Below are 24841 nucleotides of genomic sequence, written 5' to 3'. Positions count from 1 at the left end.
GGTGCCAACCTTGGTTGGCACACGGGGAACCACGGCGCCAACCAAGGTTGGCGTCTACCGGGTGCGGAACCGCATTCCTACCCGTGCGCCACCCATCGGTGCACTGCCGATCTCCAACGCGGCGTCATGCCGCTGCGCGATCTCGGCCACGATGGCCAGGCCCAGGCCACAGCCATCGCCCTGGCTGCTGGCGCGGTAGAAGCGTTCCGTGACGCGGCCACGTTCGGCCGCGTCGATGCCGGCGCCATCATCATCCACCCAGACCTGCACGCCGTCCGCATCGCGTTGCACGCTCAGGGTGATCATTCCGCGCACGGCGCCATAACGCAGCGCGTTGTCCAGCAGGTTGCCCAGCGCTTCGCGCAGCAACGGTGCATCACCCCGCACCGGCACGCCTTCGTCCGGCCCCTCGTAGCCCAGGTCCACCCCGGCAGCCAACGCCCGGTCGGCGTAGCGTTCGACCACGGTGCGCGCCAGCGAGGCCATGTCCAGTACCTGCAACGGCAACGAAGCGCCCTGTGCATCTTCCGAACGGCTGAGCAGCAGCAGCTGGTTGACCAGGTGCTGCAGCCTCGACAACCCGGCCAGCGTTCCGGACAGCGCCAGCTGTTGCGCCTGTGGATCCTGCTGCCGCAGCGAACTCTCCAGCTCCACCTGCATGGCCGCCAACGGCGTGCGCAGCTGGTGTGCGGCATTGCTGACGAAGCGCCGCTGCGCCGCCTGCATTGCATCCAGCCGCTGCAGCAGTGCGTTGTAGGCCTCCACCGCGGGCCACAGCTCGCGCGGTGCCTCCTGCTGCGGGTCCAGAGGCGCAAGCGGGTCCGGTCGCGGGCTGGCCAGTCGCCGCGCCACCTGGTTGGCATGGCGCGCTGCCGCGCCAGTGCCCGACCAGGCCAGCCAGGCCGCCAGCGCGAGGATGGCGGCCTGGAACGGTACGCTGGTCATCAGCAGCTTGCGCTCCAGCCGGTGCCGCTTGCGCAGCGTCTCGGCCACCCGCAGGCGCACCTGATGCCCGCTCGTGGTCGGCACCAGCACCTCCACCATGCGAACCGCTTGCCCGCGCAGCCGCGCATCGTAGTAGACGGCGTCGTCATCGGCGGTCTGTGCGGGCCGCGGTAGTGCCTCGGCCAGATCGCCATACAGCCGCGCGCCGCTGGCATCGACCACTTCGCCATGTACTTCATCCACCGTGTCCCAGGTGAACATGCGTGACATGGCCGGCGTCACGTCCATCACCGCGCGACCATCCTGCTCCTTCACCAGCTCGGACAGGGACATCGCCGAGTCCAGCAGCCAGCGGTCATAGACCTGGCCGGCAAAGTAGCGCGCCAGCGCGAACGAGCCCACCGCACTGCACAGCAGAAGCACCAGCAGCGGCAGCCACAGCCGTCGCAGCAGCAGCCCACGCAGGCTCGCCACACGCTCAACCATCGATGGCCTCCAGCCGGTAGCCGAGGCCACGCAGCATGCGGATGCCTACATCCGCGCCGGCCTGTTCGAACTTCCGGCGCAGGCGGCTGACGTGCACTTCGATCACGGAGAGGTTGGCCTCGTGGTCCCAGCTGTACAGCGCGTCGAACAGGCGCTGCTTGGTCACCGTACGTCCGGGCTGCTGCATCAGCGCATCGACCAGGGCCAGCTCGCGTGCGGTCAGCTCGATGCGCTGGCCGTCCACCTGCACCTCCTGGCGGATGCTGTCCAGGCACAGGCGGCCCAGCCGCTTCTGTGCGGGCGCATCGCCGCGGCGTCGCGCCAACGCGCGCAGGCGCGCTTCCAGTTCGCCCAGCGCGAAGGGTTTGGCCAGGTAGTCGTCGCCACCGCGGTCCAGGCCGAGGATGCGGTCCTCCACGCCATCGCGTGCCGTGAGGATCAGCACGGGCAGGCTGATGGCCTGGCCGCGCAGGCGCGACAGCAGGTCGAGGCCGTCTACATCGGGCAGCGACAGGTCCAGCACCATTACGTCATACGGCGCAGCAGCGAGTGCCGCCGGCGCCAGCAGGCCCTGCGCCAGGTGGTCACACAGATGGCCGGCGCCCTGCAGGGCGCGCACCAGGCCGTCGGCCAGGGCCGCGTCGTCTTCGATCAACAGGATTCGCATTGCAAGCTTCGCGCAAGGTTCGGGAAAGTTTGGCGCAAGTGCGTCACCTTACCGTGGCGCGCATGAATTTCCTCCCTCGTTCGGCGGCCCTGCTGGCCGCACTGGCGTGTGCACCTGCGGCGTGGGCGATCAGCCTGCAGGACGCGCAACGTGCCATGGATGCGCACAACCCTGACCTGCGCGCGGCGGCGCTGGAACTGCGCGGTGCGCAGGGTGACGCGCTGACCGCTGCATTGCGGCCTGCACCGGAACTGTCGCTGGGCACCAGCAAGATCAGCCCGAAGCACGGCGTCGGCAGCGGCCGCTGGCAGGACAAGCGCGTCGACAGCACGGTCGGCCTGGGCTTCACCTGGGAACGCGGCGGCAAACGAATGCTGCGCATGCGCCAGGCCGATGCGCTGGTGGAGGCGGCCGGGCTGGAACAGCTGGACATGCGCCGCCGGCAGCAGGTGGCCCTGCACGAAGCCTATTTCGGGCTGAAGGCCGCGCAGGATGTACGGGACATCGCCGAGGCCAACCACCGCAGTTCGGCCGAGCAGATGGCCGCTGCGGAGCGGCAGGTCGCCAGCGGTGCGATGGCACCGGTGGATCGTGCCCGCCTTGCCGTGGATGACCTCGCAGTGGCCGATGCGGCCCGCGACGCGGCGCTGGACCTGCGCGATGCGCAGCACACGCTGGCCCTGCTGCTGGGCAGGGAGGAAAGCGCCTCTCTCAGTGCGGACGACGCCTGGCCTGACGCCAGCAGGGAGCCGGCTGGCAGCGCTGCCGATCCGCAGCAGCGGGTGGACCTGCGTGCCGCGCGTTCGCGCCTGGCCGCGGCCGATGCGGGCGTGGCACTGGCACGCAGCGAGCGCCGCCGCGACATCCAGTGGGGCGTGGAGGCCGAGCGCGAGCCGACCGACATCAATGGCGTGACCTGGGGTGTGTCGGTGACGATCCCACTGGGGGCGCCGTCGCGCGCGCAGGGCGGTATCCAGCGCGCCGAGGCCGACCGCGATGCCGCCGCACTGGAACTGCATGCGCTGCAGCGCCAGACCTGGGCCGAGCTGGACCAGCTGCAGGCCGGCGCCGAAGCCGCCGCGCAGCGCCGCCGGGATTACGAGGGACTGCAGGCCGACAGTGCACGCAAGGCCGTGCAGGGCATCGAACTGGCCTATCGCCGGGGTGCCGCCAGCCTGACCGACCTGTTGGATGCGCGCCGCAGCTGGCGCGAGTTCGAAGCCGCGCTGATCCAGGCGCGTGCCGACCACGCCATTGCACTGGCGCGCTGGAGCGCCGCCACGTCCGTAGCCGAAGGAGAGACCCTGTGAACCCGCATGCCGCCACTCAACCGCGTGCGCGCCGCGCACTGCTGCCTGCGCTGCTCGCGCTGGCCCTGCTGTCCGGCTGCGGGCGTGAACCGGCCACCTATGCCGATGGCGCGCCGGTGGTCAGTGCCGGGCAGATCCAGTTCCCGGCCGACAGCCGCCAGCTGGACGTACTGCGCAGCGAGGCGGTGAGCGAGGGCGCCAGTGCATCGCTGCAGCTGCCGGGCCGCGTGGTCTGGGACGAGACCCGCTCCAGTGCGCTGCGCGCGCCGTTGCCGGGCCAGGTCTCGCGCATCGAGGCGCAGCCGGGGCAGAAGGTCAAGGCGGGGCAGGTGATTGCCTGGATCACCTCGCCGGAGTTCGGCCAGGCGCAGGCCGAAGGCGTGCGCGGGCGCGCCGAGCTGCAGCAGGCCCGCCGCGAACTGGAGCGCACCCGCGAACTGCATGCCGCCGGCGTGGCCTCGGGCCGCGAACTGGACGAGGCCGCAGCACATTTCGCCGGCAGCCAGGCCGACCATGCACGCGCCGCTGCGTTCGCCACCGCCTATGGCAATGGCAATGGCAACCGCGTGGACCAGCGCCTGCCGCTGCGCGCGCCCATCGACGGCGTGCTGGTGGAACGGCGGATGAGCCCGGGCATGAACGTGGGCCCCGATGGCGAGCAGCCGCTGGCGGTGATCGGTGATCCCGACCGCCTGTGGCTGTTGCTGGACATTCCCGAGAGCCTGGCCGGGCGCCTGCAGGCCGGCCTGCAGGTGCAGGTGCCGGCTGCCGATGGCAGCACGCTGCAGGCGACCCTGCAGCATGTGGATGACTTCGTCGACAGCGAGCGCCGCGTGGTGCAGGCGCGTGCCGAACTGGACAACCACGGCCGCAGCTTCAAGGCCGGCCAGTACGTGCGCGCCCAGGTGGCGCTGCCGGCGCAGGGCGGCGTGTCGCTGCCGGATGCTGCCGTACTGCTGATCGATGGCAAGCAGGTGGTGTTCGTGGACGAAGGCAAGGGCCACTACGCGCGTCGCGCCGTGCAGGCCGAGGAGCTGGGTGACGGGCGCCTGTGGGTGCGCGAAGGGCTGGCGGCCGGCAGCCGCGTGGTGGTCGAGGGCGGCCTGCTGCTGCAGCAGCTGGTGGACAGCGCACCGGCACCGGCCCCGGCGACGGCGGCCTCCGCAGCTGCCGCTCCCGCCAAGGGGCATGCCGCACCATGATCGATCGCCTGATTGCCTACTGCCTGCGCCAGCCGCTGATGGTGATGCTGGCGCTGCTGCTGTTCATCGGCGCCGGCATCGCCGCGTTCCGCGTGCTGCCGGTGGAAGCCTTCCCCGATGTGTCCGACACCCAGGTGACCGTGGTCTCGCTGCATCCGGGGCGCGCCGCCGAGGAGGTCGAGCGCGAAGTGACCATGCCGCTGGAAGTGGCCCTGTCGGGCATCCCGCACTCGGTGCGGGTGTTCTCGCATACGCAGTTCGGCCTGTCGATGATCATCCTGACCTTCGACGACAAGGCCGATGACTACTTCGCGCGCCAGCAGGTGATGGAACGCCTGCAGGGCGTGGACCTGCCCGGGGGCGTGACGCCCGAACTGGAGGCGATGAGTTCGGCGGTGGGCGAGATCTACCGCTACGTGCTGAAGGCCCCGCACATGAGCCCCACCGAACTGCGCACCGTGCAGGAGTGGGTGATGGAACGTGGCCTGCGCACCGTGCCGGGCGTGGCTGATGTGATCAGCTTCGGCGGCTATGCGCGCACGTTCCAGGTCAAGCCCGACCTGGACAAGCTGCGTGACCGCGGCATCAGCCTGAGTGAGTTTTCCGAAGCACTGGAAAAAGGCAGCTCCAACGCCGGTGGCGGCTACGTGGAGCGTGGCCAGCAGCAGTTCCTGATCCGTGGCGTCGGCCTGATGCGTTCCCCGGCCGACATCGGCAGCGTGGTGGTCGCGCAGAAGGGTGGCACGCCGGTGCTGGTGCGCGACCTGGCCAGCATCGCCGATACCGGCCTTCCGCGGCAGGGCCTGGTCGGCCAGGACGACAACGATGACGCGGTGTTCGGCATGGTGCTGATGCGCAAGGGCGAGAATCCGTCCGATGTGCTCGACGCCCTGCATGCGCGCGTGGCCGAGATCGAAGCCAACCAGCTGCCGGCAGGCGTCAGCATCGAGCCGTTCTACGACCGCTCCTGGCTGGTCTCGACCACGCTGAAGACGGTGTTCCGCAACCTGCTGGAAGGTGCGGTGCTGGTGTTCCTGGTGCTGTGGCTGTTCCTTTACAACGCCCGCGCCGCGCTGATCGTGGCGGCGATGATGCCGCTGGCCCTGCTGTCGACGTTCCTCGGCCTGCACCTATGGGGCGTGCCGGCCAACCTGCTGTCGCTGGGGGCGATGGACTTCGGCATCATCATCGACGGTGCAGTGATCGTCACCGAGCACATCGTTTCGCGCCTGTCGGCGCTACCGCGTACGGCAGACCGGAAGACACGGTTCTCCACCGTGCTGTCGGCGGCCTCGGAAGTGGGGCGGCCGACGTTCTTCTCGATGCTGATCATCATCGCCGCGCATATTCCGATCTTCACCCTGCAGCGGCAGGAAGGCCGGATGTTCGCGCCGATGGCCTATTCGGTGACCTCGGCCCTGATCGGCGCGCTGATCCTGGCGCTGACCGTGGTGCCGCTGTTCTGCTACTGGTGGCTGCGGCGTGACCGCATGCGCGGTGAGAACCCGCTGATGGACCGCCTGACCGGCTGGTACCAGCCGGTGCTGGAGCGTGCGCTGGCCCGCCCGCGGGCGGTGGTGCTGACCGCAGTTGCGTTGCTGGTCGGTACGCTGGCGCTGGGCACGCGCTTGGGTTCGGAGTTCCTGCCGGAGCTGGATGAGGGCTCGATCTGGCTGACCGCCACACTCGACCCCAGCACCAGCCTCGCCGAGGCGCAGCAGCAGTCGCGGCGCATCCGGGAACTGGTGAACACCTATCCGCAGGTCTCCACGGTGGTGGCCAAGCTGGGCCGTCCCGAGGACGGCTCCGATGCCAAGGGCGCGAACCAGATCGAGGCGCTGGTGGCGTTGAAGCCGGAGAAGGAATGGCCGAAGGGCGTGGACAAGCGGCAGCTGATCGCCGACCTGCAGCGCACCCTGGAGCAGCGCATTCCGGGACCGGAGTTCTCGATCTCGCAGCCGGTGCGCGACAACATCCTGGAGAGCATCTCGCAGATCAAGGGCCAGGTCGTCATCAAGGTCAGCGGTGCCGACCTGGATGTGCTGAACCGGGAAGCCCAGGCCATCCTCGGCCAGGTGCGCGGCGTGGATGGCGTGGAGAGCGCCTTCATCGACCGCGATGGCTCGCTGCCGCAGCTGCAGGTGCAGATCGATCGTGACCGTGCCGCACGCTATGGCCTGAACGTGCGTGACATCGATGAGGTGATCGAAACGGCTCTGGGCGGGCGCGAAGTGGGCGAGCTGTGGGAAGGCGACCGCAAGTTCCCGATCACCCTGCGCCTTGACGATGCCGACCGTGACCTGCAGCGCCTGCGCATGGTACCGGTGGGGATCGGCGATGGGCATACCGTGACCCTGTCCGATGTCGCCGATTTCCACATGGCCAGCGGTGCGATCAACATCTCGCGCGAAAACGCACAGCGGGTGAAGGCGGTGAGCATCTTCATCGCCGGCCGTGACATGGGCAGCGTGGTGGCCGACATGCGTTCGCGGGTGGGTGCCAGCGTGAAGCTGCCCGAGGGCTACCGCCTGGAGTGGTCGGGTGAGTTCGAGAACCAGCAGCGCGCGATGAAGCGGCTGGGCTGGGTGATCCCGCTGTCGGTGCTGATCATCTTCGTGCTGCTGTTCGATGCGTTCAAGGACATCAGTAGTGCAGCGCTGATCCTGGCAAACGTGCCGCTGGCGATGATCGGCGGCATCCTCGCCCTGTGGTTGACCGGCATTCCGTTGTCGGTGTCGGCGGCGATCGGCTTCATCGCGTTGTTCGGGCAGGCGGTATTGAACGGCGTAGTCATGCTCAGCCGGTTCGCGCAGCTGCGCGAGCAGGGCATGGACCTGCTGCAGTCGGTGGTGCAGGGTTCGCTGCAGCGCCTGCGCACGGTGCTGATGACCGCGCTGCTGGCGATGTTCGGGTTGCTGCCGATGGCCACCTCGCACGCTATTGGTGCCGAGACGCAGAAGCCGCTTGCGGTGGTGGTGATCGGCGGCCTGCTGTCGGCGATGCTGCTGACCCTGTTGGTGCTGCCGACGCTGTATTACTGGGTGCACAGCCGCCGCGCCGCAAATGGGTAGGTGCCAATCTTGGTTGGCGCACGCCACATCCGCCGGGCATGCGGCGCTACCGGCCTGCTGCGCGAACGCGACGCGCAGGGTCTGGCCCCCGACGCCGGGTAGCTGCCAACCTCCTCTGAGTGCGTTGCCGGCCAGCGGCCGGCACTACCGGACGTAGCGCGCGGCCCGAGATCGGGTAGTGCCGGCCGCTGGCCGGCATCCCCCCGCGCATCGCGCGCAAAGAGAAATCGGGTAGTGCCGGCCGCTGGCCGGCATCCCGACGTTAGCGCACGCGGTGCAGCGCCCGCCGGTTGAGGATGTGGGCGGTGGCCAGCAACACGCCGCCACAGGCGGTCGCCACGCCGTGCCAGACCAGTGATTCCTTCAACGGCATGTACAGCGACGACGCCAGCAGCGCGACCGCGCCGCAGGCCGCCAGCCGCAGCGGCCGCCACTGCTGGTGGCGACGCCAGCCCGACACGGTGCTGGCCATGGCCACCGTGGAGGCGACCAGGGCAAACACCCATTCCCAGCGCGACATCACCAGCAGCGCGGTCATCGCGCCGTGGGCCGGGTGCTGGAACGAGCGCAGGGCCATCATCGCCGCCGGCACGAAGGCCAGCAGCAGGGGCAGGGTGATGCAGTGCGCGGCGCAGGCCAGGGACAGCCAGGCGCCGGCGAGGTCGAGACGGGGGTGCCAGCGTGCCGAAGCTGGCGGCTGGGGCAGTGCCCTTGCGGGCGGCGTGGGGATGTGGTCCATAATGTTACATAGTAACAATGATGGAGTCCCCCATGAAGCGTTCTGTTTTCCTGTTCCTGTTGTTTGCCGCCCCTGCCGTGCACGCACACGACGTGCGCCAGCTCGGTGCCCACGTGCATGGCCAGGCCACGGTCGACCTGGCCGTGGACCAGGGCACCCTTGAACTGGCCCTGCAGGCGCCGGGCATCGGCATCCTCGATTTCGAAAGGCCGCCAGCCAGTGCCACCGAACAGGCGGCGCTGGACGCTGCACTGGCCACGCTGAAGCGCGGCGACTGGTTGACCCTGCCCACCGCAGCGCAGTGCACGCCGCTGAAACGTGACGCGCGCGCCGACGGCTTTGCCGCCGCCGCACCCGCGAGTGCGAGCACGCCGGCCAAACATACGCATGCCGGCTTCAATGCCGAGCTGCGCTACCAGTGCGCCAACCCGGCCGCGCTGCGCGTGCTGGTGCTGGCCTTGCCGAAGGCCTTCCCGAACCTGCACGAGGTCATCGTCAACAGCGCGACGGCGGCCGGCCAGAGCCGCACCGTGCTGACCGCTGACAACCTGCGCGTGGTGCTCGCCCCATGAACACCGCCGCGGTGATCGCGCTGGAGCAGGTGCGTTTCAGCTATGGCGGACGCACCGTCCTGGATATTCCGCAGCTTCGCATCGCCGCCGGCAGCAGCGTGCTGCTGCGCGGCGCCAGCGGGTCGGGCAAGAGCACCCTGCTGGGCCTGCTGGCCGGTGTGCTGCGCCCCGAACAGGGCGAGGTGAGCGTGGCCGGCACGGCCGTGCACACACTGAAGCCGGCGGCGCGCGACCGCTTCCGCGCCGATCATCTCGGCGTGATCTTCCAGCAGTTCAACCTGCTGCCCTTCCTCAGCGTGCGCGACAACATCGCGCTGGGCCTGCGCTTCGCGCCCGCGCGCAGCGCTCGGGTCGGTCGGCCGCTGGATGATGAAATCCTCCGCCTGCTGCAGGCCCTGCACCTGGACCCGGACCTGCTGCAACGCCGGGCCGGCACCCTCAGCGTCGGCCAGCAGCAGCGCGTGGCGGCGGCGCGCGCGTTGATCGGTCGCCCGGCCGTGCTGCTCGCCGATGAGCCGACCTCGGCCCTGGACCGCGAAGCGGCCACCGCCTTCCTGCGGCTGATGGCCGCGCAATGTGCCGCGGCCGGTACCACCGCGGTGGTGGTCAGCCATGACGACAGCCTGCAACCGCTGTTCGACCGCGTCGTGCAGCTGCAGGACATCAACCACGCCGGAGCCGCCCATGTTTGAACTTGCCTGGGCCAGCCTGCGCAGCCGTGCGCTGAGCGTGTCCTTGACCGTCCTGGTCATCACCCTCAGCGTGACCCTGCTGCTGGGCGTGGAGCGCGTGCGCGTGCAGGCGCATGAGGGTTTCGCCAGCACCGTTTCGGGCACCGATCTGATCGTCGGCGCGCGCTCGGGGCCGGTGAACCTGCTGCTGTACTCGGTGTTCCATATCGGCGACCCGACCAACAACGTGTCCTGGCAGTCCTACCAGGAACTGTCGACACTGCCGCAGGTGAAGTGGGCGGTGCCGCTGTCGTTGGGTGATTCCTGGCGCGGCTACCGGGTGATCGGCACCACCGGTGGCTATTTCGAGCATTACCGCTACGGTGCGGGGCACACGTTGGCCTTCGCCGGGGGCAAGCCCTTCGATGATCTGTACGATGCGGTGGTCGGCGCCGATGTCGCCCGCGCGCAGGGCGTGCAGGTGGGCGATGAGATGGTGCTCGCTCATGGCACTGCTGCGGTGACACTGGCCAAGCATGCCGACAAGCCATTCCGCATCAGCGGCGTGCTGCAGCGGACCGGAACGCCGGTGGATTCGTCGGTGCTGGTGTCGTTGCCTGCGATCGAGGCCATCCATGTGGATTGGCGTTCGGGCGTGCAGCTGCGCGGGCACAAGGTCAGCGCCGAGGAGGCGCGGCACCTGGACCTGACTCCGACCAGCATCACCGCCTTCATGCTCGGCCTGAATTCGCGCATCGCCACGTTCTCGGTGCAGCGCGCGATCAATGACTACCCCGACGAGGCACTGCTGGCGATCCTGCCCGGCGTGACCCTGCAGCAGCTGTGGCAGTCGCTGGGCACGGCCGAGCGGGCGCTGCAGCTGATCAGTGCGATGGTCGTGCTGCTGGGGCTGGTCTCGCTGGTGGCGCTGCTGGTGTCGACCCTGCAGGAGCGACGCCGCGAGATGGCGGTGCTGCGTGCCACCGGAGCGCGACCACGCTACATCGCCGGCCTGCTGGTGCTGGAGGCGGTGGCGACCAGTGGCATGGCCTGCGTGCTGGCGCTGGCCGTGCTGGTGGCCGCGAGCCTGGCAGGGCGTGGCTGGGCGCTGGCCAACTTCGGTCTGTCGATCACCCATGTCTGGCCGGATCTGCGCGAGCTGGCGTGGGTGGGCGGGGTGCTGGTGCTGAGTGCGGTAGCCGGAATGGTGCCGGCCTTGCTGGCCTATCGGCGCACCCTGGCCGACGGCCTGTCGGCAGGAGCCTGAGCGATGCGTGCGTGGCTTTCCCTTGCCGTGATCCTTCTGTTGGCCGGCTGCGAGCGTCCGGTGGATACCGGCGTGCAGGCCCTGCCACCATCGCCTGTGCAGGACGGTGCTGCAACCCAAGCGGCCGCCGAGCAGGAGCTGGACTGGCTGCAGATGATGCCCGCCGACGAACTGGCCGCACTGGAGCGCGGTGACGGGCCGGAAGTGAAGCACAACGGCAACCGGCGCATGGCCCAGTTCGGCACCTTCCGCACGGTGGATACGGTGCTGGACCGCGCCGTGCGCCTGCCCGGTTACGTGGTGCCGCTGGCCAATGCCAGCGATGGCCGCCTGACCGAGTTCCTGTTCGTGCCGTACTACGGCGCCTGCATCCACGTGCCGCCGCCACCCCCGAACCAGATCGTGCACGTGCGGTTGTCGCGGCCGATCGACATGCCGGACATGTACTCGCCGTTCTTCCTCGCCGGCACGCTGCGCGCCGAGCGCGTGGACGACGACCTGGCCGGTTCGGCCTACACCATGGCAGACCCCGAGTTGAGACCCTATGAACCGTAACGCCTGTGTCCTGGTGCTGATGGTGTTGGCCGGTTGCAGCCGGCCCGGTGGCGATGTGCCCGACGCGGCGGCCGAACCTGCAGCCGCCACGGCGACATCCGATGCCGTGAGCACGGCGGACAAGGCCGCGCCTGCGGAGGGCGCGATCACTGCCTGGAATGCGTTGATGCCGGAGGACGATGCGTTCCTGCGTCCGCCGCCGCAGATCGGCATCGACCGCAGCGGCGGCATGGGCGCGATGTCCGGCGTCGGTGGGCTGATGGATGACACGGGCTCGGGCACGCCGCCGGGCCCGGCCATCGACCACTCCAGCCCCGATCGCGCGCAGCAGTTCGGCTCCGCTGCCGTCGTCGATGACGTGGACGGTCGCGAGGTCGACCTGGACGGCTATGTGGTGCCGTTGGGCATGGATGATGCCGGTGCGGTGAACGAACTGCTGTTCGTGCCGTTCTACGGCGCCTGCATCCACGTGCCGCCACCGCCACCGAACCAGATCATACACGTGACCCTGGCCAAGCCGATTGCACTCGGCAATCTGTGGGATGCCTATCGGCTGTCGGGGCACCTGCGGATCAAGCGCTTCGAGGCCGACATCGCCAGCGCGTCCTACGATGCGGACGCGGCCACGCTGACGGCGATCGGCAGCTGATGCGGCGCGCGCACTGGCTGGGGATCGGTGCGGTGTTGTTGCTGGCCGGTGCCGCGCTGCTGGTGTGGCAGCGGTGGGCATTGCAGGGTCGCCCGCCGTCCGTCGCGTTCCCCGCACCGGTGCCCGCGCTGCAGGCCGACATCGAGCGGCACCTGCGCGAGGATCGGGCGTTCCGTGATGACGTGGTGTTCCTGCTGGCGGCCACCGTGCGTGATCGCTGCGTGCCGGCCGAGGCTGGTGTGCTGGCACGGATGGCCAATCGCGCCGCGCTGCCGGTGCTCGGTGCGGTCAGTGCGGTGACCGCGCAGGACCGTCGGCTTGATCGGCCGATCTACCAGTTCATCCAGCACCGCGCCGACAGCACGGACTGCGGTGCACCGCTCCAGTTGCCCGCCTCAGGCGCGATGCCGCTGCAGGTGGACGTCGAGGAGTACGCGCGCAGCTTCCCCGACAGCTATTACGACCCGGCGCACAGCAGCGTGCCGCGCGACTTCGGCGGCCGCAGCCTGGTCGAGCGTGCAGGCAATGCCTGCAACAGCGTGGTCTATTCGGTGCTGCCGCTGGGCCCGGGGGACTGGCGCTGCAGCATGCTGCGGTCCAACGCGCGCAGGCGCGTGCGGGGTGCCTGCGAGAGCGAGCTGCAACGCCAGCACGGCAGTACTGGTGGCGAGCTGGACATGGCCGTGGGGCAGGGCATGCAGGGGGCGGTCGTCGCGGCCATCGCCGCCTTGCCGGAAGGCTGCCGGTAACCGGCTTTTGTAGAGCCGAGCCCATGCTCGACTGCCGTCGCTTATGTAGAGCCGAGCCATGCTCGGCTGCTCCAGAGACAGTCGAGCATGGCTCGACTCTACAAAGGCAAAAGCTGAACCGCGCCAGCGCTCGCCCTCATAACTATACAGTACATCCTGTATAGTTATGACCACCCCATACCCTCTCCTGGTGTGTTCCATGGCGCTCTCCCAGCCCCTGGCCGGTGCTCCGGCCCTGTCGCGTGCCCGTCGCTGGGCGCTGCTCTTCACCGTCGCCGCCGGCCTGCTCCTGGTCACGCTGGACAACTCCGTGCTGTACACCGCGTTGCCCACCCTCACCGAGGAACTGTCGGCCAGCGCCGGGCAGGCGCTGTGGATCATCAACGCTTACCCGCTGGTGATGGCCGGCCTGCTGCTCGGCGCCGGCACCCTGGGCGACCGGCTGGGCCATCGCCGCATGTTCCTGATCGGGCTGGTGGTGTTCGGCATCGCCTCGCTGGCAGCCGCATTCTCGGCCACACCTGCCCAGCTGATCGGCGCGCGTGCCTTCCTGGCGGTAGGCGCGGCGGCGATGATGCCGGCCACCCTGGCACTCATCGGCCTGAGTTTCCACGAGGAGCGTGAGCGCAACATCGCCATCGCGATCTGGGGCTCGGTGGCGATCGTCGGTGCGGCGCTCGGCCCGATCATCGGTGGCCTGCTGCTGCAGCACTTCTGGTGGGGTTCGGTGTTCCTGGTCAACGTGCCCGTGGTGCTGGTGGCGTTCATTGCAACGTTGCTGCTGGCCCCCGAAGGCCAGCGCGATACTTCGCGCCCGTGGGATCTGCTGTCCTCGCTGCTGGCGCTGGCGGCACTGTCCGGCCTGGTGCTGGCGATCAAGTCGCTGATCGCCACGCCGCCCTCGTATTCACTGGGTGCCGGTGCATTGCTGCTGGCGCTGGTCAGCGCGGTGGCCTTCGCGCGTCGCCAGCAGCGCCTGCCGTATCCGCTGCTGGACTTCGCGATCTTCCGCAATCCCGCCTTCCTCGCCGGCACGCTGTCGGCGGTGTTCACCCTGTTCGCCCTGGCCGGCCTGCAGCTGGTCACCACCCAGCGCTTCCAGCTGGTCGCCGGCTTCAGTCCGCTGCAGGCCGGCCTGCTGGTCTCGGTGGCGGCGTTGGGCAGCCTGCCGAGTGCGCTGTTGGGTGGCAGCATCCTGCACCGGGTCGGCCTGCGTCCGCTGATCAGCGGTGGCCTGGCCACCGGCGCGGTGGGCGTGGCCGTGGTCGCGTTCGGATTCCCGCATGGCCTGGGCTGGGTGGTGGCGGGCATGGCGCTGACCGGCGTCGGCATGGGCGCGGCGATCTCGGTCGCGTCCACCGCCATCCTCAACAACGTGCCGGCGCACCGTGCGGGCATGGCTTCGTCGGTGGAAGAGGTGTCCTACGAATTCGGCGGGCTGCTGGCAGTTGCGCTGCTGGGCAGCCTCGGCGCAGCGATGTACGGCGCCTTCCTGCCCGATGCGGCGGACATGCCGGCCGCGGCGCGCGAAGGGTTCAGCCAGGCACTGCACGTGGCGCGCGAAGGCGGGCAGGGTGCGTGGTTCGCACAGGCGGTGGCCGCCTACGACCGCGGCTACCAGATCGTGCTGCTGGTCATCATGGCGGTGCTGGCGGCGGGTGCAGCGTTCCTCGCGCGCGTGCTGCGCGGGCGCGTGGGTGGCCGCGACGGTGCAGGTGATCGCGTAAAGTAACGGCAATGAGAACCAGCAAGCGCGACCGCATCCTCGACGCCGCCGTGAGCGTCATCAACCGTGACGGCCTCGGTGCCGTCACCTTTGAATCGGTGGCGGCCGAGGCACAGCTGACCCGCGGTGGCCTGCTGTACCACTTCCCCTCGCGCGAGGCGCTGCTGCGCGGCATCGACGAACACCTGGTGAAGGCCTGGGAGGCGTCGATGGAAGCGCTGCTCGGCAAGCGCGCCGAGGAGGCGACGACGCTGGAGCGCTATCGGACCTTCGTGCGGGTGTCGGCGCAGAGCGCGACCCGGGCCGAGTTGATGTTCATGCTCGAATCGATGGACCCGGAAGCGGGCGAACGCCCGTGGGGCCCGGTGATGAAGCGCTGGGCGCCGTCACCCCCGGCCAAGGCCGTGGCCGACCCGGCCGCGCTGGATGATTTCGTGGCACGGCTGGCCGCCGATGGGCTGTGGATCTACGAGGCGATGTACGAGGGTCAGCTAGATCCCGAAGTACGCGCGCAGGTGACCGAGCGGATTGCCGGGTTGTTGTCGGCCGGCAAGCCCTAGCGCCCCTGCTGCCGTTTGTAGAGTCGAGCCATGCTCGACTGGCGTCGCGTCTGTAGAGTCGAGCTTGCTCAACTGGCTCTTGTAGAGCCGAGCCATGCTCGGCTGCCGTCGCGTCCGTAGAGCCGAGCCATGCTCGGCTGCTGTTTGCAGAAACAGTCGAGCACGGCTCGACTCTACTTAAGCGGTTGTCGAGCACGGCTCGACTCTACATAAGCGGTTGTCGGGCATGGCTCGACTCTACATGGGCGCGGCCTGCGCCAGCCACGCCCGGGGCGATACCCCCATCCGCTTGCGGAACGCCTTCGACAACGACGCGGTATCGGCAAAACCGACCTCCACCGCAACCTGCTTCACCGGCGCGCCCGCTCGCAGCTGCGCGCAGGCCAGGCTCAGCCGCCAGTCCAGCAGATAGCTGGCCGGGGTGGTCTGCATCAGCTCCTTGAACACCGCCGCGAACGCGCTGCGCGAGAGCCCGGCGATCGCCGCCATCCGCGGCAGCGTCCATTCCTCCTGCGGTGCCTGGTGCAGCGCGACCAGGGTGCGGGCCAGGCGTGCATCGGACAAGCCGCGCATCAGGCCATGGCTGACCCCGGCCGCATCCGGGTGGTCGACCACCCAGCGCAGCACCTGGATCAGTACCACTTCGAACAGCCGGTTGGTCAGCAGCCTTGAGCCGCAGCGCTGGCGGTCGGCCTCGCCGAACAGCAGCTGCAGGGTGCCATCCAGCTCGCCGATGTCGGCCAGCGGCACCACCATCACCGGCGGCAGCGACTGCACCACCGGGTTGCGCGCGCCCCCATCGAAATCCAGCGTGGCACAGGTGAAATCCGGGCCATCCAGCGGTGCGTTGAGGAAGGTGTGCTGCAGCGGCTGCGGGTACAGCAGCAGGCTGGGCTGGTCGATCCGCAGGCGGGAGGGCAGGCCCGCCTCGGCATGGCGCACTTCCATCTCACCCTTGCGCAGGATGTGCAGGAACGCGCGGCCCGGCTGCGGGGCGAACTCATGGCGCCCGCACAGGGGGCCGGAGTGGAACAGCGCGGCCTGCACGCGGAAGCGCTCGAGCAGGGCGGACAGACGGTCTGGGGGAGTGTCCATGGACGAATGGATAACCGATGCGGACAAATGTGGGGGATTCGTCCTGCGAGTCTACCTACGATGACCCCATCGTCCAATCCCGGACGCGTTACCGAAGGAAACCGCCATGTCCCGTATCGCCCTGATCGACGCTGCCACCACCACCCCTGACCGCCAGGCCCTGCTGGGCCAGGTCCACGCCGCCTTCGGCGCCACCCCGGCCATGTTCCGCGCCGTGGCCAACTCGCCAGCCGCCCTGGCCAGCATGTGGGGCTCGTTTGGCGCCCTCGGTGGCGGCCGCGTCTCGCCGCTGCTGGGTGAGCAGATCGCCGTCGCCATCGCCAACCGCAATGCCTGCGAGTACTGCCTGGCCGCGCACACCGCACTGGGCCGCAAGGCCGGCGCCAGCAGCGAGCAGATGGCTGCCGCCCAGGTCGGTCAGTCCAGCGACCCGGCCACCGCCGCTGCACTCGCCTTCGCCCTGAAGGTGGTGGAGAACCGCGCGCAGATCGGCGACGCCGACGTGCAGGCGCTGCGCGACGCCGGCTTCGACGATGAGCTGATCGTCGAGATCCTTGCCCACGTGGCGCTCAACCTGTTCACCAACTACGTCAACGTGGCGTTCGACGTGCCGGTGGACTTCCCGAAGATCGCGCTGCGCTGAGGCCTGCGGGCAACCAGGCAAGACCGACGGGTAGAGTCGACTGTCATTCGACTATCGCGCGAAGCGCGGGGTTTTCGGGCGGTCCGTGGAACAGCAGTCGACTGACAGTCGACTGTACCCAGTCGGCTCTACCCGGCCTGCAACCGCTCGGGGTGGGTATACACATTGAACCCGCCATCGCGGGCGAACCCCACCAGGCACAGGTCGGCGTTGCGGGCCAGGTCGATGGCCAGCGCCGTGGGCGCCGAGACTGCCGCCAGCACGCTGGCACCGGCGCGCGCCGCCTTGCTGACCATCTCGTAGCTGGCGCGGCTGGAAATGACCAGCAGGCCGCCTTCGCTGCTGTGTCCGTTGTGGTGCAACGCGCCGATCAGCTTGTCCAACGCGTTGTGGCGGCCGACATCCTCGCGTACCCAGCCGATGCGGCCACCGGCATCGGCCCAGGCAGCGGCGTGTGTGGAACCACTGACGGCATTCATCGGCTGGTGCTGGGCCAGGCCGGCCAGGGCGCGTTGCAGTGCAATGGGTGAGTACGCGCGGCGATCACCTACCGGCGGCAGCGGTCGCAGCACGTCCTCCAGCTGCCGCGAGCCGCACAGGCCGCACCCGCCCCGGCCCGGCAGCAGACGACCGTCGGACGGGTCCAGCGCCGCACCGGGCGCGTCGGCGGCAACGGTCATCTTCAGTTCGATGCCTTCCAGTTGCACCTGCACCTCGATGGCCAGCAGCTGCTCCGGGCGCGCGACCAGGCCCTCGCTGAGCGAGAAGCCCATCGCGAAGTCCTCCAGGTCGCAGGGCGTGGCCATCATCACCGCGAAGGCCGCGCCGTTGTAGCGCATGGCCACCGGTACTTCCTCGGCGATGAGGTCGACCCGTTCGTCCTGCCCCGTTTCACGCCAGCGCTGCAGGGTGCGCAACGCAGTACCGGCAGGCGGCGGAGAAGGCGGGGTCGATGCGGGCATGCAGTACGTCCTGGGTGGAGCACGAAGGCCATCTACCGTTGCAGGATAGCGCAGCGGTCACGGGAAGACGCCGTTGTAACTGTTGCCGTGGCAGGCTGGCGCCCCTCAACCGGGTGATGGCGCGACGGCCGTGGTCGTGCTTGACTGGCCCCGGTTCCTTGCGCGCTACCAGGTTGCCGAGCCATGTCCGAACAGAAGCCGCCGCGATACACCTCCTACACCCAACCGGCCGGTGGCTGGGGTGCGGCCGGGGCGACGGCCAAAGTGCTGCTGCAGCAGAGCGTGGTCGGCAAGGGCTCCAAGGCGCTGCTGGCGATGAACCAGCCGGGCGGCTTCAAGTGCCCCAGCTGCGCCTTTCCCGACGCCGACCATCGGCGGAAGTTCGAGTTCTGCGAGAACGGTGCCAAGGCATTGGCCTGGGAGGCGACCGAGCACCGTGTAACGCGTGAGCTCTTCGCCGAACACACCGTCAGCGAACTGATGGAACAGAGCGACTACTGGCTGGAGATGCAGGGGCGGCTGACCGAGCCGATGCGCTACGACGCGGCAAGCGATCACTACGTGCCGTGCACCTGGGACGAGGCCTTCGCGCTGATCGGCCAGCACCTGCGCGCGCTTGACCATCCCGACCAGGCCGAGTTCTACACTTCCGGGCGCACGCCGAACGAGGCGGCGTTCCTGTACTCGATCTTCGTGCGTGAGTTCGGCACCAACAATTTCCCGGACTGCTCCAACATGTGCCATGAACCCACCAGCCGCGGCCTGCCGCCGGTGATCGGGGTGGGCAAGGGCACCATCGTGCTGGACGACTTCGAGCATGCCGAGGCGATCTTCGTGATGGGCCAGAACACCGGCACCAATTCGCCGCGGATGATGAGCAACCTGGTGGAAGCGCGCAAACGCGGCATTCCCATCGTGGCGGTCAATCCGATGCCCGAGCGTGCGCTGATCCGCTTCACCGAGCCGCAGGACATCGTGCAGATGGCCACGCTGGGCTCGACCGAGATCACCAGCGAGTTCGTGCACATCCGCATCGGCGGCGACCTCGCCTTCATCAAGGGCATCATGAAGGTGATGTTCGAGCGCGAGGCGCAGGGCGAGAGCGTCCTTGACCACGCCTTCCTGGTCGAGCACACCCTGGGCCTGGATGCGCTGCGCGAGGACGTGATGGCGCAGGACTGGGACGAGATCGTGCGGGTGTCGGGCATCGCCGAGGTGCAGATCCGGCGCTGCGCGGATATCTACATCCGCTCGCAGGCCACGGTGATCTGCTACGGCATGGGCCTGACCCAGCATCAGTATGGCTCGCGCCTGCTGCAGCAGGTGGCCAACCTGCTGTTGCTGCGTGGCAATTTCGGCAAGCGCGGCGCTGGCATCGGCCCCATCCGTGGCCACTCCAACGTGCAGGGCGACCGTACCGTCGGCATCGACGAGAAGCCCAAGCCGGCCTACCTGGACCGGGTGCGCGAGGTGTTCGGCTTCGATCCGCCGCGCGCGAATGGCCATCACGTGGTCGAATCCATCCAGGCCATGCTGGACGGACAGGCCAAGGTGTTCATCGGCCTGGGCGGCAATTTCATCCATGCCGTGCCCGATACGCCGCGTGCCTACGAGGCGATGCAGCGGCTGGAGCTGACCGTGGGCATTGCCACCAAGCTCAACCGTGGCCATCTGGTGCATGGCCGAGATGCGCTGATCCTGCCGGTGGTGGCGCGCTCGGAATGGATCCGCACGCCGGCCGGCGAGCAGTTCGTGACCATCGAAGATGCGATGTCCAATGTCAGCGCCTCGCGCGGCGTGCTCGAGCCGGTCAGCGAACACGTGCTCCCGGAAGTGGAGATCGTCTGTCGCATGGCCATGGCCACGCTGCCGGACAGCCGGGTGGACTGGGCGTCCTGCATGCACGACTACGCGCCGATCCGCGAACTGATCGCAGCGGTCTACCCGGAAATCTACGCCGGCTTCAATGAGCGCATCCAGCAGCCACATGGCTTTCATCTGGACATCGCGCCGCGCCGTCGGGTGTGGCCGACAGACACCGGCAAGGCAAACATCCTGGTGATGCCCGGCCTGGAGGTGAATGACATCGTGGACGACCCTGACATGCTGCGCCTGGCCACGGTGCGGTCGCACGATCAGTACAACACCACCATCTACAGTTACAGCGATCGCTACCGTGGCGTCTACAACGACCGCAACGTGGTGTTCATGAACATCGAGGACCGGCTGGCACGTGGGCTTGGCAAGGAAGCGCGGGTGAGCCTGGAGACCATCGCCGGCGATGGCGTGGTACGGCGCATCGAGGGCCTGACCGTACTGGACTATCCGATGCCGCGCGGCGCGCTGGCGGGGTACTACCCGGAACTGAATCCGCTGCTGCCGCTGGACTACCATGACCGCATCAGCGGCACGCCGGCGGCCAAATCGATCCCGGTGCGGGTGCGCGCGATGGCCGAGGTGCCGTAGCGGCCTGTGCTTTCCGTAGAGCCGAGCGATGCTCGGCTGCCCTTGCCTTGTGTAGAGTCGAGCCATGCTCGGCTGCTCCAGAACAGTCGAGCATGGCTCGACTCTACAAAGGCCAGTCGAGCAAGCTCGACTCTACCGGGCCAGGGCTGCGTCGAGCTTCTGCTGCGCGTCATCCGCATACGCACCGCAGGTCACCGCCTTGGCGCCGGCCGCAGCCCCCGCCGCATAGTCCCAGCCACTGGCTCCCGGGTGCGGGGTCAGCAGCACGTCGCAGGGCAGGGCGCGCACGGTGGCGAAACTGCGGCGGAAGTCCTCGACCAGATGCGGGTAACGCGGGTTGTCCTTCAACGTGTAGCCCGGCGCACCCAGGCTGTCGGCGTAGGCGATGCGCACCGGCTTGCCGTTACGGGTATCCGTCCAGGTCCAGGCCGTGCTGCCCGGGGTGTGGCCCGGCACGAAATGCGCGGTGAAGCGCACGTCGCCGACGTCGACGGTCTCGCCATCCATGATGATGCGATCGACCTGGGCCGGCGGGAAGGCGAAACGATCGCCGAAGTGCAGGTCATCACTGCCACCACGGGCCAGCAGCACCGCCGATTCCGCATTGGCCACTATGCGCGCGCCAGTGCGGCGCTTGAGCTCGGCCACCGACCCGGCATGGTCGGCATGGGCATGGCTGAGCAGGATCACGCGCAGGTCGGCCGGGGCCACGCCGCGCAGCTGCAGGTTGTGCAGCAGGTGATCGGCCATCTGTGGCATGCCGCCGTCCAGCAGTACCGCCCCCTGCGGGGTCTGCACCAGCAGCGAGGTGAGGTTGGCAGTACCGATCTGCCAGGTGTGGTCGGCAATCTGCAGCGGGGTGATCGGCTGCAGCCAGGAGGGATCAACGGTGTAGGCCTTCAGCTGCGGCAGCGCCGGTTCGGCGGCATGGGCGGCCAGCGGCAGGCAGGTGGCAAAGGCGAGGGCAAGAGGCAGCAGGCGCATGCGGAAAGGTCGCGGGTGAAGGTGCAACGACGCTATCACGGCCCCTTCTTCTCCCGTTTCGCGTATTGCTCATGGCTGCAATAAGCGCGATGGTTGGCTCGGCCACCGATCAGGAGTTTCCATGGTTCCCGGCATCCGTGTTCCTGCCCTGCGCCGCCGCGACGGCCACCACGCGCGGGTGACCTACGAAGAGCTGTTCTTCGATCTGGTCTACGTCTTCGCCGTCACCCAGCTCAGCCACCACCTGCTGCACCACCTGGGCGTGCTCGGCGTGCTGCAGACGCTGGTGCTGTGGTTCGCGGTCTGGCTGGGCTGGCAGTACGCGTGCTGGGTCAGCAACTGGTTCGATCCGCAGGCGCCGCGCATCCGCGGCCTGCTGTTCACCACCATGCTGCTGGCACTTTTGATGTCCTCTTCCATTCCGGAGGCATTCGGCGAACGCGCCTGGGTGTTCGCCGGGGCCTACGCCACGATGCAGGTGGGGCGCACCGCGTTCGTGTTGTGGGAAGTGGGCCGCCACCACGCGCTGGCGCCCAACTTCCGCCGCATGCTGGCCTGGGTGCTGGTGTCGGCCTGCTTCTGGCTGGCGGGTGGCGCGGCCGAGGGCAACCTGCGGCTGGGCCTGTGGGCGCTGGCGGTGGCCTGCGAGTACCTGTCTCCGATGTTCGGTTTCGCCTTCCCGGGGCTGGGCCGCTCGCACACGCGCGAATGGACGATCGAGGGCGGGCACCTGGCCGAGCGCTGCCAGCTGTTCGTCATCGTCGCATTGGGCGAAACGCTGCTGGCGACCGGCGGCGTGCTCAGCGAAGCCGGCAGCTGGAACGGCGACATCGTGTCGGCGGTGCTGGCCACCTTTGCCGGCACCCTGGCGATGTGGTGGCTGTACTTCGGCACGTCCAGCCAGGATGCCACCGACACCATCACCCGCTCTGCCGATCCCGGTCGCATCGGCGCCTACTTCCACTACGTACACGCGTTGCTGATCGCCGGCATCATCGCCACCGCGGTTGGCAACGATCTGGTGATGGACGCGCCGGAGGAAGGCGTATCGCTGGCGCACGCGGCGATGCTGGTGGCCGGGCCGCTGATCTACCTGCTGGGCAGCGCGCTGTACAAGCGCGTGGTGTATGGGCGGATGCCGCGCTCGCACCTGCTGGGCGCCGTCCTGCTGCTGGTGATGGGCCCGCTGCTGCCGATGACCCATCTGCTGGCCGCCGGTTGGCTCACCAGCGTGGTGCTGCTGCTGGTGGGCCTGGTCGATACGCGGATGCAGCGGCGAACGGCGTAGCCCTGCCGGCGGGAACAGCGCTCAGGCCAGCCTGGCCGCCATCATCGCCAGCTTGGTGACGGTGTTGAGGTTGCGCGCGGTGCCGTGGGCCGCGCAGGGAATGCGCAGCTTCGAATCGGCCATGCCGTCGCCGTAGTGCACGTACAGTGCGCGTGGCCCCAGCGCCAGCTGTTCGCCGTTCAGGCCTGCCACGCCCTGCAGCGGGTCGCTGGGCAGCGGGCCATCGACGAACAGCGCCACCACGCGATTGCCGGCCGCCTGCGCGAACGGATTGCGTGCGGTCACCTCGGCCATCTCCGCGGCGCTGCGCACCAGCACGCCCACCGGTCTGCCGGCGTAGGCCTGCAGTCGCGCCGCCAGGGCATCGCGTACCGTCACCTCGTCCGCGCTGCTGCGGAACACCACGTTGCCGCTGGCGATGTAGGTGCGCACCTCGCCGAAGCCGGCGTCCATGCACATCGCCACCAGTTCGGCCATGGGCAGCTTGCCGGTACCGCCCACGTTCACCGCACGCAGCAGGGCCACGTAGGCGTTCATGGCGCAGCAGCCTGCAGGCGGTCATACATGCGCACCAGGTCGACGAGCGTGCGCGCCTCCATCTTGCGCATCACCTGCGCACGCCGGACCTTCACCGTGATCTCACTGACGCCGAGGTCGGCGGCGATCTGCTTGTTGAGGCGGCCGCGCACCACGCCGTCGACCACCTCGCGCTCGCCCATGCTGAGGGTGTGCCAGCGTGCCTGCAGCTCGCCCAGCGCCTCGCCTTCGCGGCGGCGCTCGCGATCCAGGGTGATGCCCTTGTGGATCGCGTCGAGCAGCTCCTGGTCGCGGAAGGGTTTGGTCAGGAACTCGATGGCGCCGGCCTTGATCGCGTTGACGCCCATGGCGATGTCGCCGTGGCCGGTAATGAACACCACCGGCAGCTGCAGGCCCAGGTCCGCCATGCTGCGGTGGAAGTCCAGGCCGCTCTGGCCGGGCATGCGCACATCCAGCACCAGGCAGGCCGGGACATCGTCGCGCGGGTGGTCGAGGAAGGCCTGGGTGGAGGCGAAGGCGCGCACCTGCAGCCCCATCGAGGCCAGCAGGTCCTCCAGTGCCGCGCGCACGGACGCGTCGTCGTCGACGACGTAGACGATGGGCGCCAGCTCGGCTGGCGGTGTGAGTGGCTTACGCATGGTCATCCTTGCCGGCGGCCGGCAGTTCGAACACGAAACAGGCGCCGCCGCCGGCCGGGCGCTCGGCGCGGATGCGGCCACCGTTGGCCTCGATCATCGAACGGCTCAGGCTGAGGCCCAGGCCGAGGCCATGGGCCTTGGTGGTCCAGAACGCATCGAAGACGCGGTCCGGCTGCTCGCTGGGCAGGCCGACGCCACGGTCGCGCACGCTCAGGCTGACCTGGCCGCGGCCATCGCGCGCCGTCGCCAGCGCAACACGCCGCTCGGCAGGCGGCAGCAGGGCCATCGCGTCGACCGCGTTCAGCAGCAGGTTGCCGATCACCTGCTGCACCTGCACGGGATCGGCGAAGACCGGCGGCAGGTCCGCATCGAGCAGCAGCGCCACATCCACCTGGTGCTGGTCCAGTTCATTGCGTGACAGGGCCAGCATGTCCTGCACGGCCTGGTTCAGATCGAAGGCGCGGCGTTCGGGCGCGGCGCCCTGGGTCAGGCCGCGGATCCTGGCAATCACGTCACTGGCGCGGTGCGCATCGGACAGGATGCGGGCGATGGCCTGAAGCGCCTTGTCGACATTGGCGGGCGATTGCGCCAACCAGCGCTGGCTGGCCTCGGCGCTGCTGGCGATGGCGGCCAGTGGCTGGTTCACTTCATGGGCGATCGAAGTGGTCAATTCGCCCACCGTGGAAGCGCGGGCCACCCGCAGCAGGCGCGCCTGGGCTTCCTGCACGGCCGCCTTGGCCGCCTCCATTTTCAGCACCAGCCAGGTGGTGATGCCGATGACCAGCATGCCGATGGTCGAGTTGACCAGGCCGATGCGATAGGTGCCGAAACGGGTCAGGAAGAAGCTCAGGCCGGTGAGCGCGATGCAGGCGGCCGCCAGGATGAGCAGGCCGCGCGGGGCCATCAACCGCGAGGCGGCGAGGATGACCGCTGCGTAAAAGCAGGCGGCGGCCACGGCATAGTCGGTGACGGTGTCGAGCAGGAAGATCGCCGCCATCACCACGATCAGGGCGAGCAGCGCCAGCGGGCGGCGGGGCGACAGCGACGGCATCGGGAACA

Annotated in this window: 23 protein-coding genes; 14 read left to right on the top strand and 9 right to left on the bottom strand. The window is 68.9% G+C overall.

The window, feature by feature from the left end; genetic code table 11:
• Positions 1-54: 54 nt before the first annotated feature.
• On the bottom strand, positions 55-1431 hold the full coding sequence (locus C1925_RS11545; protein WP_108769003.1) for a sensor histidine kinase: 1377 nt from the start codon (positions 1429-1431) through the stop codon (positions 55-57).
• Positions 1424-2098: a response regulator gene (locus tag C1925_RS11540; protein WP_108769002.1), complete on the bottom strand. Its 675-nt coding sequence runs from the start codon at positions 2096-2098 to the stop codon at positions 1424-1426. Before C1925_RS11540 ends, C1925_RS11545 begins: the two co-directional genes overlap by 8 nt.
• Before the next feature lie 62 nt (positions 2099-2160).
• On the opposite strand from C1925_RS11540, the gene C1925_RS11535 reads away from it, so the two are divergent.
• Genes C1925_RS11535 through C1925_RS11525 form a run of 3 tightly spaced genes read left to right on the top strand, consistent with a single transcriptional unit; the run spans position 2161 to position 7681 of the window.
• Positions 2161-3408 (top strand): TolC family protein, encoded by a 1248-nt coding sequence (locus C1925_RS11535; RefSeq protein WP_108770690.1) that lies wholly within the window; start codon positions 2161-2163, stop codon positions 3406-3408.
• Complete coding sequence (locus C1925_RS11530) at positions 3405-4610, top strand: efflux RND transporter periplasmic adaptor subunit (RefSeq protein WP_108769001.1); 1206 nt, start codon at positions 3405-3407, stop codon at positions 4608-4610. The genes C1925_RS11535 and C1925_RS11530 overlap by 4 nt, the downstream gene beginning before the upstream one ends.
• A complete protein-coding gene (locus C1925_RS11525) occupies positions 4607-7681 on the top strand; it encodes a CusA/CzcA family heavy metal efflux RND transporter (RefSeq protein ID WP_108769000.1) in 3075 nt (1024 codons plus the stop codon). The genes C1925_RS11530 and C1925_RS11525 overlap by 4 nt, the downstream gene beginning before the upstream one ends.
• A gap of 262 nt (positions 7682-7943) precedes the next feature.
• Here C1925_RS11525 and C1925_RS11520 read toward each other — a convergent pair whose 3' ends face one another.
• The gene (locus tag C1925_RS11520; RefSeq protein ID WP_108768999.1) at positions 7944-8420 is read right to left on the bottom strand and encodes a MerC domain-containing protein; all 477 of its coding nucleotides are present in this window, start codon (positions 8418-8420) and stop codon (positions 7944-7946) included.
• Between the two features lie 32 nt (positions 8421-8452).
• On the opposite strand from C1925_RS11520, the gene C1925_RS11515 reads away from it, so the two are divergent.
• From C1925_RS11515 to C1925_RS11480, 8 genes are all read left to right on the top strand, one after another.
• Entirely contained in the window at positions 8453-8992 is a 540-nt protein-coding gene (locus C1925_RS11515) for a DUF2796 domain-containing protein (protein WP_108768998.1), read from the top strand.
• Positions 8989-9684 (top strand): ABC transporter ATP-binding protein, encoded by a 696-nt coding sequence (locus tag C1925_RS11510; protein WP_108768997.1) that lies wholly within the window; start codon positions 8989-8991, stop codon positions 9682-9684. The genes C1925_RS11515 and C1925_RS11510 overlap by 4 nt, the downstream gene beginning before the upstream one ends.
• Positions 9677-10930 carry an ABC transporter permease gene (locus tag C1925_RS11505; protein WP_108768996.1) on the top strand — a complete coding sequence of 418 codons (1254 nt, stop codon included), beginning with the start codon at positions 9677-9679 and terminating at the stop codon, positions 10928-10930. The genes C1925_RS11510 and C1925_RS11505 overlap by 8 nt, the downstream gene beginning before the upstream one ends.
• A 3-nt stretch (positions 10931-10933) precedes the next feature.
• Positions 10934-11485, top strand: a complete 552-nt coding sequence (locus C1925_RS11500) for a DUF3299 domain-containing protein (RefSeq protein ID WP_108768995.1) — start codon at positions 10934-10936, stop codon at positions 11483-11485.
• Positions 11475-12134: a DUF3299 domain-containing protein gene (locus tag C1925_RS11495; protein ID WP_108768994.1), complete on the top strand. Its 660-nt coding sequence runs from the start codon at positions 11475-11477 to the stop codon at positions 12132-12134. Before C1925_RS11500 ends, C1925_RS11495 begins: the two co-directional genes overlap by 11 nt.
• Positions 12134-12883 (top strand): hypothetical protein, encoded by a 750-nt coding sequence (locus C1925_RS11490; RefSeq protein WP_108768993.1) that lies wholly within the window; start codon positions 12134-12136, stop codon positions 12881-12883. Before C1925_RS11495 ends, C1925_RS11490 begins: the two co-directional genes overlap by 1 nt.
• A gap of 199 nt (positions 12884-13082) precedes the next feature.
• Positions 13083-14615: an MFS transporter gene (locus C1925_RS11485; RefSeq protein ID WP_108768992.1), complete on the top strand. Its 1533-nt coding sequence runs from the start codon at positions 13083-13085 to the stop codon at positions 14613-14615.
• Between the two features lie 5 nt (positions 14616-14620).
• A complete protein-coding gene (locus tag C1925_RS11480; RefSeq protein ID WP_108768991.1) occupies positions 14621-15169 on the top strand; it encodes a TetR family transcriptional regulator in 549 nt (182 codons plus the stop codon).
• A gap of 237 nt (positions 15170-15406) precedes the next feature.
• On the opposite strand, the gene C1925_RS11475 is transcribed toward C1925_RS11480, so the two are convergent.
• Positions 15407-16264: an AraC family transcriptional regulator gene (locus C1925_RS11475; protein ID WP_254051306.1), complete on the bottom strand. Its 858-nt coding sequence runs from the start codon at positions 16262-16264 to the stop codon at positions 15407-15409.
• 106 nt (positions 16265-16370) lie between these two features.
• On the opposite strand from C1925_RS11475, the gene C1925_RS11470 reads away from it, so the two are divergent.
• Positions 16371-16907: a carboxymuconolactone decarboxylase family protein gene (locus tag C1925_RS11470; RefSeq protein WP_108768990.1), complete on the top strand. Its 537-nt coding sequence runs from the start codon at positions 16371-16373 to the stop codon at positions 16905-16907.
• Positions 16908-17035: 128 nt separating this feature from the next.
• Here the strand turns inward: C1925_RS11470 and fdhD are convergent, their stop codons facing one another.
• On the bottom strand, positions 17036-17869 hold the full coding sequence (gene fdhD, locus C1925_RS11465; RefSeq protein ID WP_108768989.1) for a formate dehydrogenase accessory sulfurtransferase FdhD: 834 nt from the start codon (positions 17867-17869) through the stop codon (positions 17036-17038).
• A 183-nt stretch (positions 17870-18052) separates the two neighbouring features.
• On the opposite strand from fdhD, the gene C1925_RS11460 reads away from it, so the two are divergent.
• Positions 18053-20335, top strand: coding sequence for an FdhF/YdeP family oxidoreductase (locus C1925_RS11460; protein ID WP_108768988.1), 2283 nt, complete (start codon positions 18053-18055; stop codon positions 20333-20335).
• Between the two features lie 132 nt (positions 20336-20467).
• Here the strand turns inward: C1925_RS11460 and bla are convergent, their stop codons facing one another.
• On the bottom strand, positions 20468-21319 hold the full coding sequence (bla, locus tag C1925_RS11455; protein ID WP_108768987.1) for a subclass B3 metallo-beta-lactamase: 852 nt from the start codon (positions 21317-21319) through the stop codon (positions 20468-20470).
• A 121-nt stretch (positions 21320-21440) separates the two neighbouring features.
• On the opposite strand from bla, the gene C1925_RS11450 reads away from it, so the two are divergent.
• Positions 21441-22607: a low temperature requirement protein A gene (locus tag C1925_RS11450; protein ID WP_108768986.1), complete on the top strand. Its 1167-nt coding sequence runs from the start codon at positions 21441-21443 to the stop codon at positions 22605-22607.
• A 21-nt stretch (positions 22608-22628) separates the two neighbouring features.
• Here the strand turns inward: C1925_RS11450 and C1925_RS11445 are convergent, their stop codons facing one another.
• From C1925_RS11445 to C1925_RS11435, 3 genes are read right to left on the bottom strand one after another with little or no spacing between them, the layout of a single operon-like run.
• Positions 22629-23144, bottom strand: a complete 516-nt coding sequence (locus C1925_RS11445; protein WP_108768985.1) for a DUF1697 domain-containing protein — start codon at positions 23142-23144, stop codon at positions 22629-22631.
• Positions 23141-23782 (bottom strand): response regulator transcription factor, encoded by a 642-nt coding sequence (locus tag C1925_RS11440; RefSeq protein WP_108768984.1) that lies wholly within the window; start codon positions 23780-23782, stop codon positions 23141-23143. The genes C1925_RS11445 and C1925_RS11440 overlap by 4 nt, the downstream gene beginning before the upstream one ends.
• Positions 23775-24833 (bottom strand): ATP-binding protein, encoded by a 1059-nt coding sequence (locus C1925_RS11435; RefSeq protein ID WP_108768983.1) that lies wholly within the window; start codon positions 24831-24833, stop codon positions 23775-23777. Before C1925_RS11435 ends, C1925_RS11440 begins: the two co-directional genes overlap by 8 nt.
• Between the last annotated feature and the right edge of the window lie 8 nt (positions 24834-24841).

The sequence above is a fragment of the Stenotrophomonas sp. SAU14A_NAIMI4_5 genome (assembly GCF_003086795.1).
GTDB lineage: Bacteria > Pseudomonadota > Gammaproteobacteria > Xanthomonadales > Xanthomonadaceae > Stenotrophomonas.
This window is presented reverse-complemented; position numbering and strand designations above follow the sequence as displayed.

Bases quoted from the DNA above. Each gene is read 5' to 3' on its own strand.
- fdhD (WP_108768989.1), bottom strand. From the start codon at position 17,869: ATGCCCGCATCGACCCCGCCTTCTCCGCCGCCTGCCGGTACTGCGTTG.
- C1925_RS11475 (WP_254051306.1), bottom strand. From the start codon at position 16,264: ATGGACACTCCCCCAGACCGTCTGTCCGCCCTGCTCGAGCGCTTCCGC.
- C1925_RS11505 (WP_108768996.1), top strand. From the start codon at position 9,677: ATGTTTGAACTTGCCTGGGCCAGCCTGCGCAGCCGTGCGCTGAGCGTG.
- C1925_RS11490 (WP_108768993.1), top strand. From the start codon at position 12,134: ATGCGGCGCGCGCACTGGCTGGGGATCGGTGCGGTGTTGTTGCTGGCC.
- bla (WP_108768987.1), bottom strand. From the start codon at position 21,319: ATGCGCCTGCTGCCTCTTGCCCTCGCCTTTGCCACCTGCCTGCCGCTG.
- C1925_RS11435 (WP_108768983.1), bottom strand. From the start codon at position 24,833: ATGCCGTCGCTGTCGCCCCGCCGCCCGCTGGCGCTGCTCGCCCTGATC.
- C1925_RS11525 (WP_108769000.1), top strand. From the start codon at position 4,607: ATGATCGATCGCCTGATTGCCTACTGCCTGCGCCAGCCGCTGATGGTG.
- C1925_RS11450 (WP_108768986.1), top strand. From the start codon at position 21,441: ATGGTTCCCGGCATCCGTGTTCCTGCCCTGCGCCGCCGCGACGGCCAC.
- C1925_RS11520 (WP_108768999.1), bottom strand. From the start codon at position 8,420: ATGGACCACATCCCCACGCCGCCCGCAAGGGCACTGCCCCAGCCGCCA.
- C1925_RS11445 (WP_108768985.1), bottom strand. From the start codon at position 23,144: ATGAACGCCTACGTGGCCCTGCTGCGTGCGGTGAACGTGGGCGGTACC.
- C1925_RS11545 (WP_108769003.1), bottom strand. From the start codon at position 1,431: ATGGTTGAGCGTGTGGCGAGCCTGCGTGGGCTGCTGCTGCGACGGCTG.
- C1925_RS11515 (WP_108768998.1), top strand. From the start codon at position 8,453: ATGAAGCGTTCTGTTTTCCTGTTCCTGTTGTTTGCCGCCCCTGCCGTG.
- C1925_RS11535 (WP_108770690.1), top strand. From the start codon at position 2,161: ATGAATTTCCTCCCTCGTTCGGCGGCCCTGCTGGCCGCACTGGCGTGT.
- C1925_RS11540 (WP_108769002.1), bottom strand. From the start codon at position 2,098: ATGCGAATCCTGTTGATCGAAGACGACGCGGCCCTGGCCGACGGCCTG.
- C1925_RS11495 (WP_108768994.1), top strand. From the start codon at position 11,475: ATGAACCGTAACGCCTGTGTCCTGGTGCTGATGGTGTTGGCCGGTTGC.
- C1925_RS11510 (WP_108768997.1), top strand. From the start codon at position 8,989: ATGAACACCGCCGCGGTGATCGCGCTGGAGCAGGTGCGTTTCAGCTAT.
- C1925_RS11485 (WP_108768992.1), top strand. From the start codon at position 13,083: ATGGCGCTCTCCCAGCCCCTGGCCGGTGCTCCGGCCCTGTCGCGTGCC.
- C1925_RS11480 (WP_108768991.1), top strand. From the start codon at position 14,621: ATGAGAACCAGCAAGCGCGACCGCATCCTCGACGCCGCCGTGAGCGTC.
- C1925_RS11500 (WP_108768995.1), top strand. From the start codon at position 10,934: ATGCGTGCGTGGCTTTCCCTTGCCGTGATCCTTCTGTTGGCCGGCTGC.
- C1925_RS11460 (WP_108768988.1), top strand. From the start codon at position 18,053: ATGTCCGAACAGAAGCCGCCGCGATACACCTCCTACACCCAACCGGCC.
- C1925_RS11440 (WP_108768984.1), bottom strand. From the start codon at position 23,782: ATGCGTAAGCCACTCACACCGCCAGCCGAGCTGGCGCCCATCGTCTAC.
- C1925_RS11470 (WP_108768990.1), top strand. From the start codon at position 16,371: ATGTCCCGTATCGCCCTGATCGACGCTGCCACCACCACCCCTGACCGC.